We start from the raw sequence: 18,305 nt of genomic DNA on the forward strand, positions 1-18,305 counted from the left end.
AACCTCAACCGTGACCGCAATACCCCACCCTGGGAGCAATGGTCTAACCAGCCCTGGTTTCGAAGGTATGACCACGTTGACTTAAAAGGCCTTACCTCGTAATCCTCTGCGTCTGTGACCGCTACCATCGAAACACTGCGGCCAAGGACGAACGAGCGCGCACAGCGCCGTCTCAAGGGGAGAGAAACATGTCTTCATCTTTACGCCACCAGTCTGGCCGTCGCCTGGCCCTGATCAGCGCCACCTGCCTGTCCTCGGTCTTCATCGGCTTCGCAGCCCAGGCGCAAACCGCCGCCGAAGCCGATACCGTCGAAGAAGTGGTCGTTACCGGCTTCCGCAAGAGCCTGACCGACGCCACCAACGCCAAGCGCGAGAGCGTCACCTTTACCGAATCCGTCTTCGCTGAAGACATCGGCAAGTTCCCCGACGCCAACATCGCCGAGTCGCTGAACCGCATTCCCGGTGTGCAGCTGACCCGCGAAATCAACGGCGAAGGCCTGAACGTCGCCATCCGTGGTCTGGGCACCAACTTCACCAAGGTCCTGCTGAACGGCGCTCAAGCCGCAGTGGCCTCGTCGGGCCGCACCGACAGCCAGAACCAGAACCGCGAAATCGATCTGGACCTCTATCCGACCGAGCTGTTCACCCGTCTGGATGTCCACAAGACCCCGACCGCCGGTCAGGTCGAGGGCGGCGTCGCCGGCGTAGTCAATATGCGCAGCGCCCGCCCGTTCGACTACAAGGCGCAGGGCCAGCTGATCTATTCGATCCAGGCCGGCAAGAACAATCAGGCCGACGACATCAGCCCGCGCGGCTCGTTGATCGCCTCGAAGACCTGGGAAACCCCGGTCGGCGATTTCGGCATCCTGGCCGGCGCCGCCTTCGCCCGCAACAAGTCCACCACGGTCGGTTTCGAGACCATCGGCTGGACCAACGCCAACATGACCTGCACGGGCTGCAACACCACCGGCGGCAACGGCTTCAACTGGGCCTCGACGGTCCCGGCGGGCGTGACCAGCAATGGCCTGACGCCCGGCCAGACGGTCGACAACGCCTTGCTGGCGTCCCTCAACCCCGGGACCAGCCTGGTTCAACTGTCCGACGCCCTGATCCCGCGCCTGGGCCGGGACTCATGGAGCTCGGGCGAGCGCAACCGAGACTCGTTCGTCGTCTCGCTGGAATGGCGCCCGAACGACGCCGTGAACGTCTATCTCGACACCCTGTACTCGAAGGCCAGCCGCGAGTTCGAGCGGATCGACATGAACTGGGTGGCGCGCAACTCCAACTTCATGGTCCCGGTGGGCGTGAAGGTCGACAGCAACAACGTCGTCACCGAGGGCACCTTCCTCAACTCGCAATTCTTCCTCGAATATCGTCCCTATAAAGAAGACGTCGAGGTGCTGAACCTCAACCCGGGCTTCACCTGGCGTCCGAACGACTGGATCAAGCTGGACGGCCAGATCAACTGGAGCCGCTCGGTCTTCTTCCGCGAAGCCCCGACCGTGCTGTTCAACAGCCCGCTGGGCCAGGGCATGACGGTGACCTACGCCAACAATGGCGGCGACCGTCCCTCGATCAAGCCGAGCAAGAACCTCAACGATCCGGCCCTGGGCTGGGTCTGGGCCGGCGGCCGCGCCAACATCCAGAACGAGAAGCGCGTCACCTCCACCGAGGGCGCCCATTTCGACCTGACGATCGGCGACGAGAAGGGCATGAACTTCAGGGTCGGCGCCGCCTATGACGACGTCAGCCGTCGGATCACCGCCATCGACAACAGCGCCCGCTGGCAGACCTTCACCTGCGGCGGCGGCGGCGTCACCCCGCAGAGCCCGGCCCCGACCCCGGTCCCCGGTTGCGACGGCCGCGCGGGCTCGGCCGTTCCGCTGGCCAGCCTGGCCAGCTACATCCTCCCGGGTCCGATCGGCTTCATCACGCTGGACAAGGACAAGATCTTCACGGCCACCAACTACGCCGCCTTCAACGCTGCGGCGCCGTTCTCCAACTCGGCCGCCACCGGCGCGGCCTCGGGCTTCATCCGCGAAACGACCACCGGCGCCTATATCGAGTTCAACGGCGTCACCCAGGTGCTGGAGCGCGACCTGCGCATCAATGGCGGGGTGCGCTACTACAATACCGAGCAGACCATCGAAGGCCCGCAGACGGTGAACGGCGTCACCTCGTTCCTTAGCCGCGTCAACAAGTACGACGGCATGCTGCCCTCGTTCAACGCGGCCTGGAACCTGAAGGAAGACATCATCCTGCGGATGAGCGCCTCGCGCACCATCACCCGCGCCAACCCTTCGGCCATGCTGCCGGGCACCACCTTCAGCGACCCGTCGGCCCAGCAGGCCAACCAGGGCAACCCGAACCTGCAGCCCTATCTGTCGAACAATTTCGACATCGGCGGCGAATGGTACACGGGCGGCGCGGGCTATGTGGGCGTGGCCCTGTTCCGCAAGGAACTGACCGGCTTCACGATCAGCGGCAACAACACGATCCCCTTCCTGCAACTGGGCGTGCCCTACGACCAGCTGACCAACCTGCAGCAGCAGGCGATCACCAACCGGGGCGGTCCCAACGCCGCCACCGTGACGGTCAGCCAGCAGATCAACGCCGACGGCGTCCTGACCATCCAGGGCCAGGAAGTCACCTGGGTTCAGCCGCTGGACTTCGTGGTCGACGGCGCGGGCTTCACCGCCAACGCCACCCATGTCGAGCAGAACCCGCGCGGCACGGGCGCGCCGGCCAAGGCCGTGGGCGTTTCGCCCTGGGCCTACAATGTCACCGGCTATTACGAGAAGCACGGCGCTACGGTCCGCCTGTCCTATGTGTGGAACGACGCCCAGATCTCCTCGGGGCCCAACCAGAACGGCATTCCGCTGGCCGAGCTGGGGACTGATGCTCGCGGCCAATGGGACCTCTCGGCCAGCTACCAGTTCGAGAACCTGCCGACCTCGCCGCGCGTGACCCTGGACGTGATCAACATCACCGAAGAGCCGCAGCGCAACACCTTCCAGTACGACAACGCCGCCTTCACCTTCTACCAGCCGGGTCGTCAGATCATGCTGGGCATCCGCGGCAAGTTCTAGGTTTCGCCGACCCCGTCGTCGCCCCGCGCGGCGGCGGGGTACTTCTCCCCCCGGCGTCTTTCGCGCGAAAAACCTTCCCAGATTCGCGTGATTTTCACGGCGCATTCCTTCCCGGGGATGCGCCGTTTTTTTGTGCTTGTGCTCAGGCCAGCGCCGGACGCTCCCGTTTCACGGAGCAGGAGGCGACGCTTCTTTTCCTGCCCCGCATCGAAGCCTGCGGGGGAGGTGGCGCGGCGCAGATACGCGACGTGACGGAGGGGGCGTCCCGGCGGCGGCTTAGATTCCCGGCGCGTAAGGAAAGCTCATCGCCTCATAGGCCTCGAGCGAAAGCGGCGGCGCCTTCTCCCCCGCCGGCAGCGGACGCCTCGAGAAGGTCTGAAAATAGGCCACCGACGCATCCCGCCACCACTGGGCTTCGTTGCGCTGGATCTTCAGGAAGTTGCTCACCTGGCCGTGGCGCTCGGCGTCGACATAGGGCGACATGTCCGCCCAGGTCTCGCCCATGGCGTCCACGCCGGCCACGCCGCGCGAATAGCGGGTGACGAGGCCGTCCCACAGGGTCTGGCCCGACTTCAGTTTGTAGTCCCACGACAGGTGGTGGAACCACAGCAAGTCCTTCTCATCGACGCATTTGAGGTTGGCGAAACAGGCCCCGACCGGCGGCGCGTACTGGGCTACGGCGTTGCTGCCCTTGGCGGTGCGGTCAAAGCCGACGCCGTCGGCGCCGGCCTTGGCGTAGTAAACACTGGTCCAGTCGGCGCGCTCGCCGCCCTTCACCCAGGGACCGGGGCCATAGTGGTGGCTGCGGCCCATCTGGTGGTGCAAACCCAGCGGCGTCATATAGTCGACCAACGTCTCGCGCGAGACCATCATCATATCGACCACGGGTGTCACGAAGCGCTGGTCATTGGAAAAAGTTAAGCGCGCCCAGTCGGCGGCGATGTCGCGAGTTGAGGCTTCCGGATCCCAAGCCAGGCGGCCAAAGGCGTACCAGTTGGCCTGGTCGAAGTGCGAGCCGCTCCAGTTCCTGTCCATGCCGATATTGGCGACCCCGGCCATGACGGTCAGCTTGCGGCCGTCCAGCGAGCCGTCGATCACCTTGGCCACCGTCGAGCCCTTGCCCTTGACCAGGGTGTCGGCCCGCAGGGTCTCCTCGTACATCGGGCCGAGATAGGCCAGGTGCGTGGCGAAGCCGAGATATTCCTTGGTGATCTGGAACTCCATGCCGAGGTTCGATTTCGGCATGGCTCCAAACAGTGGATGGAAGGGCTCGCGCGGCTGAAAGTCGATGGCGCCGTTCTTGACCTGGATCACCACATTGTCTCGGAAGTGGCCGTCAAAGGGCTTGAACTCCGAGAAGCCCTGCTTGGCGCGATCATCCGGCTGCTCGTGCGAATAGACGAAGGCCCGCCAGATCACGACGCCGCGCCCACCGATGGCGTCGGCCAGCATGTTGGCGCCGTCCACATGGGTCGCGCCATAGTCCTGAGGACCAGGCTGGCCCTCAGAATTGGCCTTCACCAGGAAGCCGCCGAAGTCTGGAATGACCTTGTAGATCTCGTCGGCCTTGGCCTTCCAGAACGCCTTCACCGCTGGGTCGCGCGGGTCGGCGGTCTTCAGCCCGCCAATCTCGATGGGCGAGGAAAAGCGGGCCGACAGATAGACCTTGATCCCATAGGGACGGAACACATCGGCCAGGGCGCCGGCCTTGGCGATCCAGGGCGCCGTCAGGCTGAGAGACTTGGAATTGACGTTGTTCAGCACCGTGCCGTTGATGCCCAGCGAGGCGTTGGCGCGGGCGTATTCGGCATAGCGGGGGTCGGCATGGTCAGGCAGCTTCCACCAGTCCCAGATCGACTGGCCCGCATAGCCGCGCTCGACCGTGCGATCCAGATTGTCCCAGTGGTTCAGCATCCGTAGGCCGACCTTGGGCGCCGAGGCGATGGCCAGCCTATCCACAGGCTGGCGGGTCTGTATCAGGCTCAGATAGCGGAATACGCCGTACAGCACGCCGACCTCGCGGTTGGCGGCGATCACGGTGGTTTGCTTGCCATCGATGCTGACCGTGCGGATCAGATAGCCCTCGTCGCCGGCGTCCTTCATCGGCAGGGCAAGACCGGCGATGGCGGGCGAGGTCGCCGGCGTGCCGATCAGGATGACGCCATCTCGGCTGCCGGCCTCGGCGACCATCGGCGCGGCGCCCAGCAGGCCCGAAAGACCGCGTTCCAACTCGGCATGGGCGATGGACAGGGTCGGGGTCCGGGCCGTCGGCGCCACGGCCGTTCCGGCGGCGGCGTAGGGCGCCCGGGCGGGGCCCTCGACCGGTCTGTAGCGCAGCCAAAGGTCATGGCCGTCCTCGGCCTTTGCTGCGGGAGCCAGGGCAAGGCCGGCCAGCACACACATCACAGTCAGCAGGCGCATCGTTTACTCCCAGACTATTTCCTTCCGCTCTCCCCGGCGAAAGCCGGGACCCAGATTCACCCCGAGAGGTGGGTCGCGACGCGCCATCGGCATCGCCACGTCCCCATCGCCGGCAGGTTCGATCTGGGCCCCGGCTTTCGCCGGGGAGAGCGGTCGTTTGTAACTCCGAGCCGTTTCGCTGCAGAGGTCGAGACACCGACATGTAGTGGTCTGACCATTGGGTTGACAACCCATTCTCCACCGTTAAACCGATGTTCATGTCCAAGATCATCGCCGCCAAGACCATCGTGACCTGCCCGGGGCGCAACTTCGTCACGCTGAAGATCGTCACCGAGGACGGGACCTACGGCATTGGCGACGCCACGCTGAACGGCCGCGAACTGGCGGTCGAAGCCTATCTGACCGAACACGTCATCCCCTGCCTGATCGGCCGCGAGGCCCACCAGATCGAGGACGTCTGGCAGTACCTCTACAAGGGCGCATACTGGCGTCGGGGTCCGGTGACGATGTCGGCCATCGCGGCGGTCGACATGGCGCTGTGGGACATCAAGGGCAAGGTGGCCGGCCTGCCGGTCTATCAGCTGCTGGGCGGCGCGTGCCGCACGGGCGCGATGGTCTATGGCCACGCCAATGGCGAGACGATCGAGGAGACCCTCGACAACGCCGCCGTCTATGTCGAGCAGGGCTACAAGGCCATTCGCCTGCAGTCGGGCGTGCCCGGCATGAAGGGCACCTACGGCGTCTCCAAGGACAAGTTCTTCTACGAGCCGGCCGACAGCGACCTGCCCAAGGAAACCCTGTGGTCCACGGAAAAGTACCTGCGGGCCGCGCCTGAGCTCTTCAAGGCTGCCCGCGAGCGCCTGGGCTGGGACGTCCACCTGCTGCACGACGTCCACCACCGCCTGACCCCCATCGAGGCCAGTCGCCTGGGCAAGGACCTGGAGCCCTACCGTCCGTTCTGGATGGAAGACTGCACCCCGGCCGAGAACCAGGACAATTTCCGCTTGGTCCGCCAGCACACCACCACCCCCCTGGCCGTGGGCGAGGTGTTCAACTCGCTGTGGGACTGCAAGAGCCTGATCCAGGACCAGCTGATCGACTATATCCGCGCCACGGTGGTCCATGCCGGCGGCATCACCCACCTGCGCAAGATCGCCAGCTTTGCCGAGATCTACAACGTCCGCACCGGCTGCCACGGGGCCACCGACCTGTCGCCGGTCAGCATGGCCGCGGCCCTGCATTTCGACCTGTCGATCCCCAATTTCGGCATCCAGGAATATATGCGCCACACGCCCGAGACGGACGCGGTCTTCCCCCACGCCTACACCTTCAGCGACGGCATGCTGCACCCGGGCGAGGTGCCGGGCCTGGGCGTGGATATCGACGAGACCCTGGCCGCCGGCCATCCCTACAAGCGCGCCTATCTGCCGATCGCCCGGCGGGAAGACGGCTCGATGCACGATTGGTGATCGGCCAGCAAAACGGGCCACCACCGGTGAAAAGGCGAGCGAAGTGGGAGAATCTGCGTGATACTTGAGGTGAAACCGATCTGACCCGGCCCCAGCGCCACCCCGAGACCAAGCACCCGTCCATGGCCGATAACGTCAAGCTCTATCGTCGTATCGCCGACACCGTGGCCGGCGCCATCGAGGCCGGACAATACAAGCTTGGCGACCGCCTGCCGACCGAGCGCGAACTGGCCGAGCAGTTCGGGGTTAGCCGCCCCACCCTTCGCGAGGCGATGATCGCCCTGGAAATGCTGGGCATGATCGAGGCCCGCCACGGCCTTGGCATCTATGTCACCAGCAATGCCCGTCCAGCCGCCCCGACCAGCGAGGTCGACTTCGAGATCGGCGCCTTCGAACTGATCGAGGCCCGCCGTCTGTTCGAGGGCGAGGCCGCCGCCCTGGCCGCCACCAGCATCGACGACGACCAGCTGGCGCAGCTGGAAGCCCTGATGGTGCGCATGCACGAGGAAGAAGAGATTGCCGGCGAGGAAGCCGACCGCGAGTTTCACATGATCATCGCCCGGGCCACCGGCAACGGCGCGATCATCGCCACCATCGAGAACCTGTGGGACTGGCGCAACCGCTCGCCCTTGGCCCGCAACATCCTGGCCCGGGCGCGCGGCATGGGCCTGGAGCCGCGCATCAACGAGCACCGCCGCGTGGTCGATGCGCTCAAGGCCCGCGACCCGCACGCTGCTCGCCAAGCCATGCGCGACCACCTGGAACGGGTGATCGAACACCTGCTGCACGCCACCGAGACCGAAGCCGTCCAGCGCGCCCAGCAGGAAACCAGCGCCCGCCGCAGCGCCATCGCCAAGCGGGTGGCGATCTAGGTCTCTGACGGTCCCCACCACAATGCGGAGAATGGCCTCATTATTCTCCGCATTTTGTGCGGCGATGACTGTTGCCATGCGAGGCCAGCCCGCGACGCTTTACAGCATGTCGGCGCAGATCCAGCTGGAGCGGAAGGACTACTATGCCCGGCTGGGGTCGGCCCAGAAGGGCGATCTGGACATCACCGCTTGGCTTGAATGGTTCCTGGGATGCCTCGACCGGGCTTTCGACGGCGCGGACGGCGTCCTCGGCGTTGTACTCGACGCCGCGCGTTTCTGGGAAAGCCATGCGCGGGAAACGTTCAACGAACGACAGCGCGTCATGCTGAGCCGCCTGCTCGACGGATTCGAGGGCAAGCTAACCTCATCCAAATGGGCCGCCATCGCCAAGTGCTCGCAAGACACCGCCGGGCGCGACATCGACAATCTGCTGAAGCGGGGCGTCCTGACAAGGGACGCGGCTGGCGGACGCAGCACGAGCTATTCGCTCGTTACGCCGGCGACCTGACGCCTCCCGCCGCATGCCGCTACGGCCCGCCCGGCGACGCCATGTGGCGGTGGTCACCTCAGCGGCAGTCTGTCGATCAGGACGCAGATTGGCCCTCTGTCGGCGATGGCGACGCGCAGCGAGCGGCCCACAGGCTGAGTAAAGACGGTCTCTGTTCCACCGATCGTGACCCTGACGGCTTGAGGGCTGCTGAATTGGCAGACCGCGTAGTCCTTGCGGCCATGACCAAGGTCATAGCGGCGGCGGACGCACTGGATGAAGCCCGAGCGGCGGTCGAACCTTGCGCCGCCATAGCTCGCCGCCATCGGCGGACGCCCTCCGTGCAGGGCTTGATTGTCCGCGAGGGGACAGGGCGGGTGGTGCAGGCTCCACGCGGCGGCTTGCTCTGCGTCGGCCTGGAGTTGTCTGAAGACCACGGCGCCGACCAGGGTCAGTGCGAGCAAGACCGCGAAGGCTATCCACGCCGCCAGCTTCGCAGGCCTGGGCCGAGCGGCGACCCGCAGCTCACCGATCAATCCGTTACGGGTCATCGTCGCCTCCTGTGCAAGGATAGCGGGCAAGAGGCCAGATCGCTACGAAAAGTTTACAGCCATAAATTCTATCGCCGCACGCTCCCCACCGGCTCCAGATAGCTCCCGGGCAGCGGCCCCGCGACCCGTTATCGGCGGCGCGTTGTCGATCGAGAGGGCGGAGCGCAGACCCTCGTCGCCCCAAAAGTAGAACGCCGCCTGTCCGCACCATTGACTCAGACTACAGGCGTAATCCAATATCCGACTGTTCGCGATGTCGGAGCAGGAAATGACCTTCAGGATCTGGGCGATAGCTGGCCTCGCTAGCCTGGCCTTGACGCCGGGCGTCTGCGCCGAACCGCTGCCGCCGCTGAAGATCGTCTCCGAGGGGCCCGCCTCGCAAAGCCGCGCCGTGCAGCTAATCGTTCACTCCAGGCGGGTGGGTCGTGACTTCGCCATACAGGTCACGACGCCTCACACCCCGCCGATCCTGCCCGGCCAGACTGCGCCGGCGGTCTATGTGCTGGACGGCGGCTACGACATCGCGGGTCCGACGGGGTGGTTGCTCGGTGGCGCAGGGTCCATGGCGCCGGCCTACATCATCGCGATCAACTATCCACCCGACGGCCCCTCCATGCGTGAAACTGACCTGCTGTTTGGTCCCGGAACACGTCCCGACGGTACGGTGGCCGAGGGCGGCGGTGGGGCGGCGTTCCGCGCCTTCCTGCTGGAGGAGCTGAAGCCGTTCATGGAGGCCCGCTATCCGCTAGACCCCAAGGCCGCCGTGCTTTTTGGCCATTCCCTGTCGGGGATCTTCACCGCCAACGTGCTGGCCGACCGGCCCGACGGCTTCAGCGGGTACCTGATCGCCAGCCCCTCGGTCTGGGCCGATCCCGGCGTGATCCAGCGGCTGAAGGCGGTCCGCGCCAAGGCTGGTGGCCGCAAGGCCTTCGTCGCCTGGGGCGCGGCCGAGGACGCGTACATGATCGACGGCGGGACCAAGGTGTCGGCTGCGTTGTCAGGCGATCCGGACCATCTGACGCTGAGAACCCAGGCCTTCGCGGGCGAGCAGCACATCTCTTACTATCCGCTGGTGATGTCGGCGGCCTTGCCATTTCTTCTGCCGCGCGCGGCGCCGATCAAGCGCCCCTCGCCGATCACCTTGAAGCCCGAGCAGATCCGCCGCTATTTCGGGGCCTACAGCCTGCCGGACGGCAAGACCGTGACGATCGGGGAGGACGAGGACGGCGTGCTGCTGGAGGTCGCCGGCTTTCCCGCGACCAACATCCTGTCCGAGGCCCTGGACAGGTTCTATCTCCATGGTCAGGACGCGCGGGTGACGTTCGAGCCCGGGGGCGGACCGGCCGGCTGGCTGACGCTCTACGTCAACGGCGCCGAAGCTAGAGCAGTACGCAAGTAGAGCAATCCAGCCGATGTCGGCCTACCGCCGAACGCTCTCTACTGGCCCCAGATAGCTGCCCGACAGCGGCCCGCGCGACAGCACCAGCCGCTGGAACACCACGCCCGGATCCACGCGCCACAGCTTCACGCGATGTGGACCGGCCGAGGGGACTTCCAGCCGGGTCGTCAGAACGCGGACATTGTCAGCCACGGCGGTGTTCCAGGCGCGTTCGGACGGGTCGGGCATGATGTTGACGGTCACCGGCGGCGCATCGTCGAGGGAGACGGCGTAGCGCAGGCCTTTGTCGCCCCAGAAATCGAGGCTGGGCGAGACGAAGACCGTCAGGTCAGTCGGGCCGGCCTTCTCGAAGTCGATCAGATAGTCCAGGGCCGGCCCCTTGCCGGGAACGCTGGGCCCCGCCGTCGTGGGATAGGCCGCGACGCCAGACAGGGTGCGGCCCAGATTGGGGATGGTCTTCCAGGTCACGCCATCGACCGACGTCGCGCGGGCGTGGTGCTGCGCCTCGATGGCGACGATCCCGCCGGCTTCGACGAAGGCGCCCTTGGCCGGCTGGCGCGAGGGATTGTCACTCACGGCGGTGATCGTGAAGCTATTCGTCACGCCCTTGATGGTGATCGGCGCCCAGGCCAGACCCTTCGGGGCCACGGCCCAGTCCACCGAGACTTCAAGCCGCGCGTCGCCATGCGGATCGGGCGCCCCGCGCGCGACCTTCAGCCAGGGTGCGCTCGTCGAGACCTCGAACGTCGCCGGCGAGAAGCCTGTATCGAAAACGTCGATCCAGCGTGAGGGGGCGCCGTAGCGGTGCAGAACAGGTAGCTCGGCCGCTCCCGCCACTGCCGCCTCTCGCCCTTCGATCGCCACGCCGATCCTGGCCAGCGGTGCGCGCGGCGGGCTGGGCCGCACGGCGGCGGGCATGGTGTTGCGGTCGGGCTGTTGCCAGCTGGTGTAGCCGATGTGCGTCTGGTCCATCATGTGGATCCACTTTCCGCCAGCGATGGCGTCGTGCTGGCGGGTGAGTTCAGCGTCCCGCTTGAACAGGGTCTCGACCAGGTCGGCCTGGACGTAGGCTCCTCCGAGACGCCCCTGCGCCGCATAGAGCCGGTTGCGACCGGCGGCGATGTAGAGCCGGGTCAGGTTGGCGCTGGCCTTCACCGGGAACCAGACCAGTTGGAAGAAGGCGTCGTCGGCGGTCTTGGGCAGGAGAGCCCGCACCGCGTCGGCGCGGCGCTCCAGGTCGGCCCATTCAGCCTCGACCCGCTCGGCCTCGCGGTCATGGACCAGGCTGAAGGTCGAGGGGTCGATCAGCTCCGGCTTTCGACGCGCATTGAGCCTGGTGTAGCCGTCCAGCAGGGCCGCGATCTCGGTCGCGTGGTCGGACCCGAACTGCGCCGCCGCCCAGTCGCGGGTGTAGGTCGGCAGTTTTTCCAGCGGGATCGCGTCGGGGTTCCACGCGTAGTCGAGGAAGAATTCGGTCGGCAGCTCCATGGGCTTCAGGTCGCCCACATTGACGATCCAAAGCCGGTCGGCGCCGTAGTCGTCGGCCAGCTTCATCTGCTCCCACACGCGCTCGATCTGGTTGGTGTTGAGCCACTTGTAGTTCCGGGGGCCACCCACATAGTCGAAGTGGTAGTAGACGCCGTAGCCGCCCGGCCGCGTCTTGCCCGGTTCCGGAAGACGGCGAATGTTGCCCCAGTTGTCGTCGGCGAACAGCAGGGTCACGTCGTCAGGCACGCGCATGCCGGCGTCGTAATAATCCTGAACTTCTTTGTAGAGCGCCCAGACCTGCGGCGTCTTTTCGGGTGGCTTGCCCGTCACCTCGCTGATGATCTTGCGCTGGTCGGCGACGATGGTTTCCAACAGCTGGGTGGCCGTGCCTTCACTCATCGGCTCGTCGCCGTCGCCGCGCATGCCGACAGTGACCAGGCTCTCGTTGCCGCCCTTCCGGGTGATGCCCTCGCGCCAAAAGTCGCGCAGCTTTTCTGGGTTCTTCGCATAGTCCCAGCGGCCGGAGCCATGGCGCTCCCACTCTATGTGAGCCCGCATCATCGGCTCGTGGTGCGAGGTGCCGATCACCACGCCCATCTCGTCGGCCAGAGGGGCGTTCAGCGGGTCGTCGTCATACAGCGCCTTGCCCCACATCGCCGGCCACAGATAGTTGCCCTTCAGGCGCAGGGTCAGCTCATAGACCCGCTCGTAAAAGGCGTGATTGAAGCCCCCGAAGGTCTTGTTGGCCCAGCCATACAGGGCCGGGTTCTCGTCGTTGAGGAAGATGCCCCGGTACTTGACCCTGGGCTTCTGGACGTTGGCGCCGGGGGACACGAAGGCGTCCTTGCGGACGATGACCGGCGCGTCGGCCCACCAGGTCCAGAGCGAGACGCCGGCCCGCTCGGACAGGTCGTAGGCGCCATAGATCGTGCCGCGCTTGTCGGCGCCGGCGATGATGAGGGCTTGCTCCAGGCCGGGTCGCGGGTTGTCGATCACCTGCTGCACGAAGCCGTCCCACTGGCCGGTGACCTTGGAGACGTCGAGCTTGCCGGACGCGATCAGGGCGTCGATGGCGGCGCTCTTGCCGATGGTGCCGATGATGACGACCGGGGCGTCTTTGGCGGGGGTCTGGGCGCCGGAGAGCTTGGCGAGATCGGCCTTGAGATCAGCGATGGCGCGCAGCGCGCCGGGGTGGTCGGTGACGTCGGCCTCGATCCGGGCGGGCTGGCCGGCGCGGATCAGGGGGAAGGCGCCAGGGGTGATGGTTGCGGTGACGGCGGCGGGTTCGGCGGCGCGGGCGGCGGTCGGGACGAGCAGAGCGACGGCGGTGGCGAGCGCTGCGGCGAGGACCAAGGCCGATATCGCCGGCCAGATCCCTCTGTCCCGCTCTCCCCGGCGAAGGCCGGGGTCCAGATCGAACCCACGAACCCCTTTGTTTTTCACTCCGCCCGCAGGCGAGTCACCCCCAAAGGCTTCCGATGAAGCTGGGCCCCGGCCTTCGCCGGGGAGAGCGGGGATAAGGGTCACGGTCGCACATCCATCTCGAACGGCACGGCCGGCAAACCCGCGCTGTCGAAAAGATTGAAGGTCGGGCTATCTGCCCATGCAAACCGCACCTTGGCGGCGGGTGCGCCGGTCGGAACGGCCAGAACCACGGTCGCACCATCGATCCGGGCGTCGGCCCAGCGGCAGGCATTGGCGGCGTCGCAGAGCTCGAAACCGATCACCCCGTCAGAGCCGCGCGAGACCAGAGTCCCCCCAATCTGGTCGAAGGTCACGACGACCGTGTCCCCTGCCCGCCTGGCCGAATCCGGCGCCGGACCCGTAGTCACCGCCTCGCCGGCGATGCGGCGGGCGGCGAGGGCCAAGCGGCGGCCGACCTCCTGCTTGTTGGCGGGGTGGATGTCGAAGGGGTCGCCGATGTCGGTGGTCACGGCCAAGCCCGCGCGAGCGTCGGCGGCGACGGCCCGGCGCTGGGCCTCCCGCAGGGACGCCGAGCCCGAGGCGCCTGGCGTGGTCGCGAACGCGCCGTAGCTGGCGAGCTGGGCCACCACCACCGGTATATCCGGCGCCATACCCGCGCGCCGCTCGGCGATGAAGGCGGTCAGCAGTGGCGCATAGGTCTGGTCGCGACCGACATTGGTCTCGCCCTGATACCAGGCCAGGCCCGAATAGGCGTAAGGCCCCATCGGCGCGAGCATGCCGTTATAGAGGGTTGAGACCCCGGCCAGGGTGTCCCAAGGCGCACGCGGCGGGTCGGCGCCGACCCGGGGTTCGATGCGATAGGTCCAGGCCTCCAGCGGCAGACGCGACCCATCGGCCAGCACCAGCGCTCTTTTCGAGGGATCACCATACATTCCGCCATTGGCGTAGGTGTCGTAGACGCCAACCACGATGGTGTTTCTGCCCGCCTTCAGCGCTCCAGCGGCCAGCGGATAGGACCGGTCCAGCCACGCACCGGAGGTCGCGCCAACGCCGACACCGTTGAGATAGGTGGTGTCCATCTCGTCGACCTGGCCGACGCTCAGGGTGGCGGCCTGACGGGCCTGAGCCGCGGTCAGCACGACCTCGGTCTTGAACCAGACGACGCCGTTGAACTCGGCCAAGGCCGGAACGCCCCATCGTTCCCAGATGCCCAGGCCTCTGGGCGCGGCAGTCCACGCGCCGGTGCCGGTCCCCCCGCCGAGCCAGGGCGCGACAGCCGCCTCGCCCGGATGCTTGGGCGTCCACCAGGCCTTGATCGTCTCGCCCCAGCGGCGGCTGGCGGCGACGGGGTCGGTGATCGACAGGTTCAGAATGTCGATGGCTTCGTCATAGCCACCGACCTTGCGCAGGGCGGCCGGGCTCATCCAGGCCTCGATGCCCGACCCGCCCCACGAGGCGTGGACCAGGCCCAGTGGCACAGTCCGGGTCTTCTGCAGCTCGCGGGCGAAATAGAAGCAGGTGGCCGAGAACGACCCGACCGTTTCCTTGGTGGTCGGCTTCCAGACCGGCGGCTTGGCGAAGGCGGCTTTGGGCGCGCGGCCGTCGGCCTTTTCGATGGTCGCCATCCGGATAGTGTCGTTGGGCGCGCCGTTGTTGATCTGGTTCCAGGCGTCGCCGGAGGCCTGGACCTGCATCTCCATGTTCGACTGGCCCGAGCACAGCCACACATCGCCGGCCAGCACGTCGCGGACGGTCTGGGTCTTGGAGGGTGTGGTGGCGGTCAGGTCGTAGGGGCCGCCGGCCGGGGTGGCGGGCAGATCGAGACGCCAGGCGCCGTCGGGGCCGGCCGTGGCGGTCGCGGTCTTGCCGGCGAAGGCGACGGTGACCGCCTCGCCCGGCCTGGCGGTTCCGAACACCGGCAGCGGACGGTCGCGCTGGATCACCGCGTGGTCGGAGAACAGGGCGTTGAGGAGGTCCTGGGCGGCGGCGGGGCTGGCCAGTAGAGCGGCGGCGATCAGGCCCGAAGTCAGGCGGCGCATGGTGATCCCTATCTACTCCGCTCTCCCCGGCGAAGGCCGGGGCACAGCTTCATCCTGAGCCCTTGGGGCTGATGCGCCCTCAAGCCTCGATCAAATCCGCCGATGTTCGCGGGTCCGATCTGGGCCCCGGCTTTCGCCGGGGAGAGCGGATGTTTGTTGTCGCCGAGCTGTGTCGGATCAAACGACCGTCAGCGTGACCTTCTTCAGATCCACCGAGTTCGGCCCGACCATGATCTCAAACGCGCCCGGCTCGACCACGCGTTTCATCTCCAGGTTCCAGAACCACAGGTCCGACGGTGCGATCTCGAAGGTCACGGTGGTCTTGGCGCCGGCCGCCAGCGTCACGCGCTTGAAGTGCTTCAGCTCGAGCAGCGGACGGGTCACCGAAGCGGCCATGTCGTGGATGTAGAGCTGGACCACTTCGTCACCAGCGAGCTTGCCGGTGTTGGTGACATCGACCTCGACCTTCACCTTTTCGCCCTGACCGATGCTGGCCTTGGCCAGTCGGGGGCCCGAAATGTCGAAGGTGGTGTAGGAGAGGCCGAAACCGAACGGATAGAGCGGGCTGGTCTTTTCGTCGAACAGATAGCCCCGGCGCGAGGTGGGCTTGCGGTTGTAGTAGATCGGCAGCTGGCCGACGTTGCGGGCGATGCTGACGGGCAGCTTGCCGCCCGGATTGGCGCGGCCAAACAGGATGTCGGCGCCGGCGGTTCCGGTCTGCTCGCCCAGATACCAGCCCTCGATGATGGCGTCGGCGCGCTCGGCCAGCAGATTGATCGACAGCGGGCGGCCGTTCAGCAGGAACACCACCGTGGGCTTGCCCAGGTCGAAGATCGCCTTGGCCAGGTCGTTCTGCTGGCCGATCAAGTCGAGATCGTTGCGGTCACCCAGGTGGTTGTCGGCCCAGGCCTCGCGGCTGGTCTGCTCGTTGTCGCCCAGCACCATGACCACCACATCGGCCTTCTTGGCCACCTCGACGGCTTCGGCGATCAGCTTGGCGTTGACCGCCGGGTCGACCAGCTTGACCTCGTCGGCGGCCCAGACCCGGCGCTCGGTGATCCGCACGGCTTCGGCATAGTCCAGAGCAAAACCCTGGGCCTTGGCCTCGGCGGTCAGGCCTTCCAGCAGTGAGACCACATGCTTGGGCTCGTCGGAATAGCCGCCGATCGGGGTGTCGCGAGCGTGGGTGCCAAGCAGGGCCATGCGCTTGATCGCCTTGCCGTTCAGCGGCAGCAGGCCCTTGTTATTCTTCAACAGCACGACGGACTTGCGGGCGGCCTCGCGGGCCAGAGCGATGGCCTCGGCCGTGTTGTTTTTGGCCTCGGCGGTCTTCTCGTCGGCATAGGGGTTTTCGAAGAAGCCGCCCTCGAACTTCATCGTCAGCACCCGGGCGACGGCGGCGTCGACCTGGGCCAGCGAGACGCGGCCTTCCTTCACCAGTTGCGGCAGCAGGGCATAGGCCTCGCCATCCGGCAGCTCAACATCGACGCCGGCATTGATCGCCATCACGGCGGTGTCGGCCATGCTATCGGTCATCTTGTGGCGGCCGGCCAGTTCCTTGATCGCGAAATAGTCGCTCTGGACAGAGCCCTGATAGCCCCATTCATCGCGCAGGATGTCGGTCAGCAGCCAGCGGCTGGCGTGCGAGGGCACCCCGTCGATCTCGTTATAGGATGGCATTACCGACCGGACCGGCAGCTCCTTCACCGCCCGCTCGAACGGCGGGAAGAAGTTCTCGCGCAGGGTCCGCTCGGCGATCTGGGCCGGGCCGACATTGGTGCCGTTCTCGGGCTGGCCGTGACCGGTCATGTGCTTGAGGGTGGCGAACACCTTGTCCTTGGCCAAGGGCAAGGTCTTGCCCTGGAAGCCGCGAATGGCGGCCAGGCCGATCTCGGCGCACAGGTGCGGGTCCTCGCCATAGGTCTCCTCGATCCGGCCCCAGCGCGGATCGCGGGCCACATCGACCACGGGGGCCAGGGCCATGTTGGAGCCGCGCGCGCGCATCTCTTTAGCGGCCATCGAGAAAATCTTCTCGACCAGCTCGACGTCGAAGGTCGAGGCCAGGGCGATGGCCTGCGGATAGCTGGTGGCGTCGCGGGCCACATAGCCGTGCAGGGCCTCGTCGTGCATCAGCATGGGGATGCCCAAGCGGGTCTTCTCCATCGACCACTTCTGGGCGGCGTTGGTGTAGCGAGCGGTGTCCCTGGCGTTGCGGCCCTTGGTGCCGTCCTCGGCCCCGGCGGCGGCGTCGACCACGGTGGCGGGCTTGAGGCCCCGACGGTCGGTCGGGCGCGAGATCTGGCCCAGACCGTTGGGGAAGCTCTTGCCGGCCGCCTCGGGCGAGAACTCGCCCTCCGGCGTCTGGATAGCGGCCTTGGTCAGCCAGATGCCGATCAGCTGGGCGGCCTTTTCCTCGACCGTCATGCGGGAGAGCAGGTCCTTGACCCGGGCGTCGACGCTCTGGGTCGGATCCTTGTAGAGCGGCCTGTCGCCAGAAGCCTTGGGCGCGGCGAACGACAGGCCGGGGGAGGTCGCGGCGGCGATGGCGGCGAGGCTCGCGCCGAACAGGCGGCGGGTGATGGCTTGGGTCATCTGGTTCGTTTCCCCGGAGGTCGCGTCATTGGGTGGCGGGTCAAAGCCTGCCTTGGCGACGACTATGCGGGAGGTTGCCAGACCACTCAAGCAAAGAATGGTACCGGTCTCATTTGGGTTGCGAGGAGCGCGGCGACAGGTCTCGCCGGCTCCTCGACCACTTCAAGGCTAGCGGGCCGACGTGCAGCCCGCGACGCGCGCCACCCAGCAGACATAATAAGGGACGCCCGTGCTGTCGTGCTTCACGGCGCAGACCTCTTCGGCCTCGACCATGCAGTCGCTGACAGCCGAGGCCCGCATTTCGCCGGCCAGCAGCGTGCGAATGGTTTCCATATGCGCCTTGGCCTCATCCTCAGGTGGGGCGCAAAATAGAGCTTCGGCCGTCTTCCGAAGTTCGTCGCGCGCATGTGGAGGGGCAGCTGCGAGCAAGGCGCTCAACGCCTCCTGGGTATCGACGTCGGACATCGGAATTC

11 protein-coding genes are annotated in these 18,305 nt (G+C 66.5%); 5 read left to right on the forward strand and 6 right to left on the reverse strand.

Features of this window, described 5'->3' with window-relative positions:
- Positions 1–188 precede the first annotated feature (188 nt).
- The gene (locus ACP69S_RS05565; protein ID WP_425995576.1) at positions 189–3,089 is read left to right on the forward strand and encodes a TonB-dependent receptor; all 2,901 of its coding nucleotides are present in this window, start codon (positions 189–191) and stop codon (positions 3,087–3,089) included.
- Between the two features lie 276 nt (positions 3,090–3,365).
- Here the strand turns inward: ACP69S_RS05565 and ACP69S_RS05570 are convergent, their stop codons facing one another.
- On the reverse strand, positions 3,366–5,492 hold the full coding sequence (locus tag ACP69S_RS05570) for an alpha-glucuronidase family glycosyl hydrolase (protein ID WP_425995743.1): 2,127 nt from the start codon (positions 5,490–5,492) through the stop codon (positions 3,366–3,368).
- A gap of 275 nt (positions 5,493–5,767) precedes the next feature.
- Here ACP69S_RS05570 and manD point away from each other — a divergent pair, with 275 nt between their 5' ends.
- The 3 genes from manD to ACP69S_RS05585 all read left to right on the forward strand — a co-directional run bounded on the left by manD (position 5,768) and on the right by ACP69S_RS05585 (position 8,359).
- Positions 5,768–6,979, forward strand: coding sequence for a D-mannonate dehydratase ManD (gene manD / locus ACP69S_RS05575; RefSeq protein ID WP_425995577.1), 1,212 nt, complete (start codon positions 5,768–5,770; stop codon positions 6,977–6,979).
- 122 nt (positions 6,980–7,101) lie between these two features.
- Complete coding sequence (locus ACP69S_RS05580) at positions 7,102–7,851, forward strand: FadR/GntR family transcriptional regulator (protein WP_425995578.1); 750 nt, start codon at positions 7,102–7,104, stop codon at positions 7,849–7,851.
- Positions 7,852–7,927: 76 nt separating this feature from the next.
- Positions 7,928–8,359: a Fic family protein gene (locus tag ACP69S_RS05585; protein ID WP_425995579.1), complete on the forward strand. Its 432-nt coding sequence runs from the start codon at positions 7,928–7,930 to the stop codon at positions 8,357–8,359.
- Between the two features lie 53 nt (positions 8,360–8,412).
- On the opposite strand, the gene ACP69S_RS05590 is transcribed toward ACP69S_RS05585, so the two are convergent.
- Positions 8,413–8,889: a hypothetical protein gene (locus ACP69S_RS05590; RefSeq protein WP_425995580.1), complete on the reverse strand. Its 477-nt coding sequence runs from the start codon at positions 8,887–8,889 to the stop codon at positions 8,413–8,415.
- Positions 8,890–9,157: 268 nt separating this feature from the next.
- Here ACP69S_RS05590 and ACP69S_RS05595 point away from each other — a divergent pair, with 268 nt between their 5' ends.
- Positions 9,158–10,288, forward strand: coding sequence for an alpha/beta hydrolase (locus tag ACP69S_RS05595; RefSeq protein ID WP_425995581.1), 1,131 nt, complete (start codon positions 9,158–9,160; stop codon positions 10,286–10,288).
- 21 nt (positions 10,289–10,309) lie between these two features.
- On the opposite strand, the gene ACP69S_RS05600 is transcribed toward ACP69S_RS05595, so the two are convergent.
- The 4 genes from ACP69S_RS05600 to ACP69S_RS05615 form a co-directional block, all read right to left on the reverse strand.
- Complete coding sequence (locus ACP69S_RS05600; RefSeq protein WP_425995582.1) at positions 10,310–13,129, reverse strand: glycosyl hydrolase 115 family protein; 2,820 nt, start codon at positions 13,127–13,129, stop codon at positions 10,310–10,312.
- A 170-nt stretch (positions 13,130–13,299) separates the two neighbouring features.
- Complete coding sequence (locus ACP69S_RS05605; RefSeq protein ID WP_425995583.1) at positions 13,300–15,240, reverse strand: sialate O-acetylesterase; 1,941 nt, start codon at positions 15,238–15,240, stop codon at positions 13,300–13,302.
- A gap of 177 nt (positions 15,241–15,417) precedes the next feature.
- On the reverse strand, positions 15,418–17,832 hold the full coding sequence (locus tag ACP69S_RS05610) for a glycoside hydrolase family 3 N-terminal domain-containing protein (protein ID WP_425995584.1): 2,415 nt from the start codon (positions 17,830–17,832) through the stop codon (positions 15,418–15,420).
- Between the two features lie 168 nt (positions 17,833–18,000).
- Entirely contained in the window at positions 18,001–18,297 is a 297-nt protein-coding gene (locus ACP69S_RS05615; RefSeq protein WP_425995585.1) for a hypothetical protein, read from the reverse strand.
- Between the last annotated feature and the right edge of the window lie 8 nt (positions 18,298–18,305).

Origin of the sequence: Caulobacter sp. DWR1-3-2b1, from assembly GCF_049895765.1 — a bacterium.
Classification (GTDB): Bacteria; Pseudomonadota; Alphaproteobacteria; order Caulobacterales; family Caulobacteraceae; genus Caulobacter.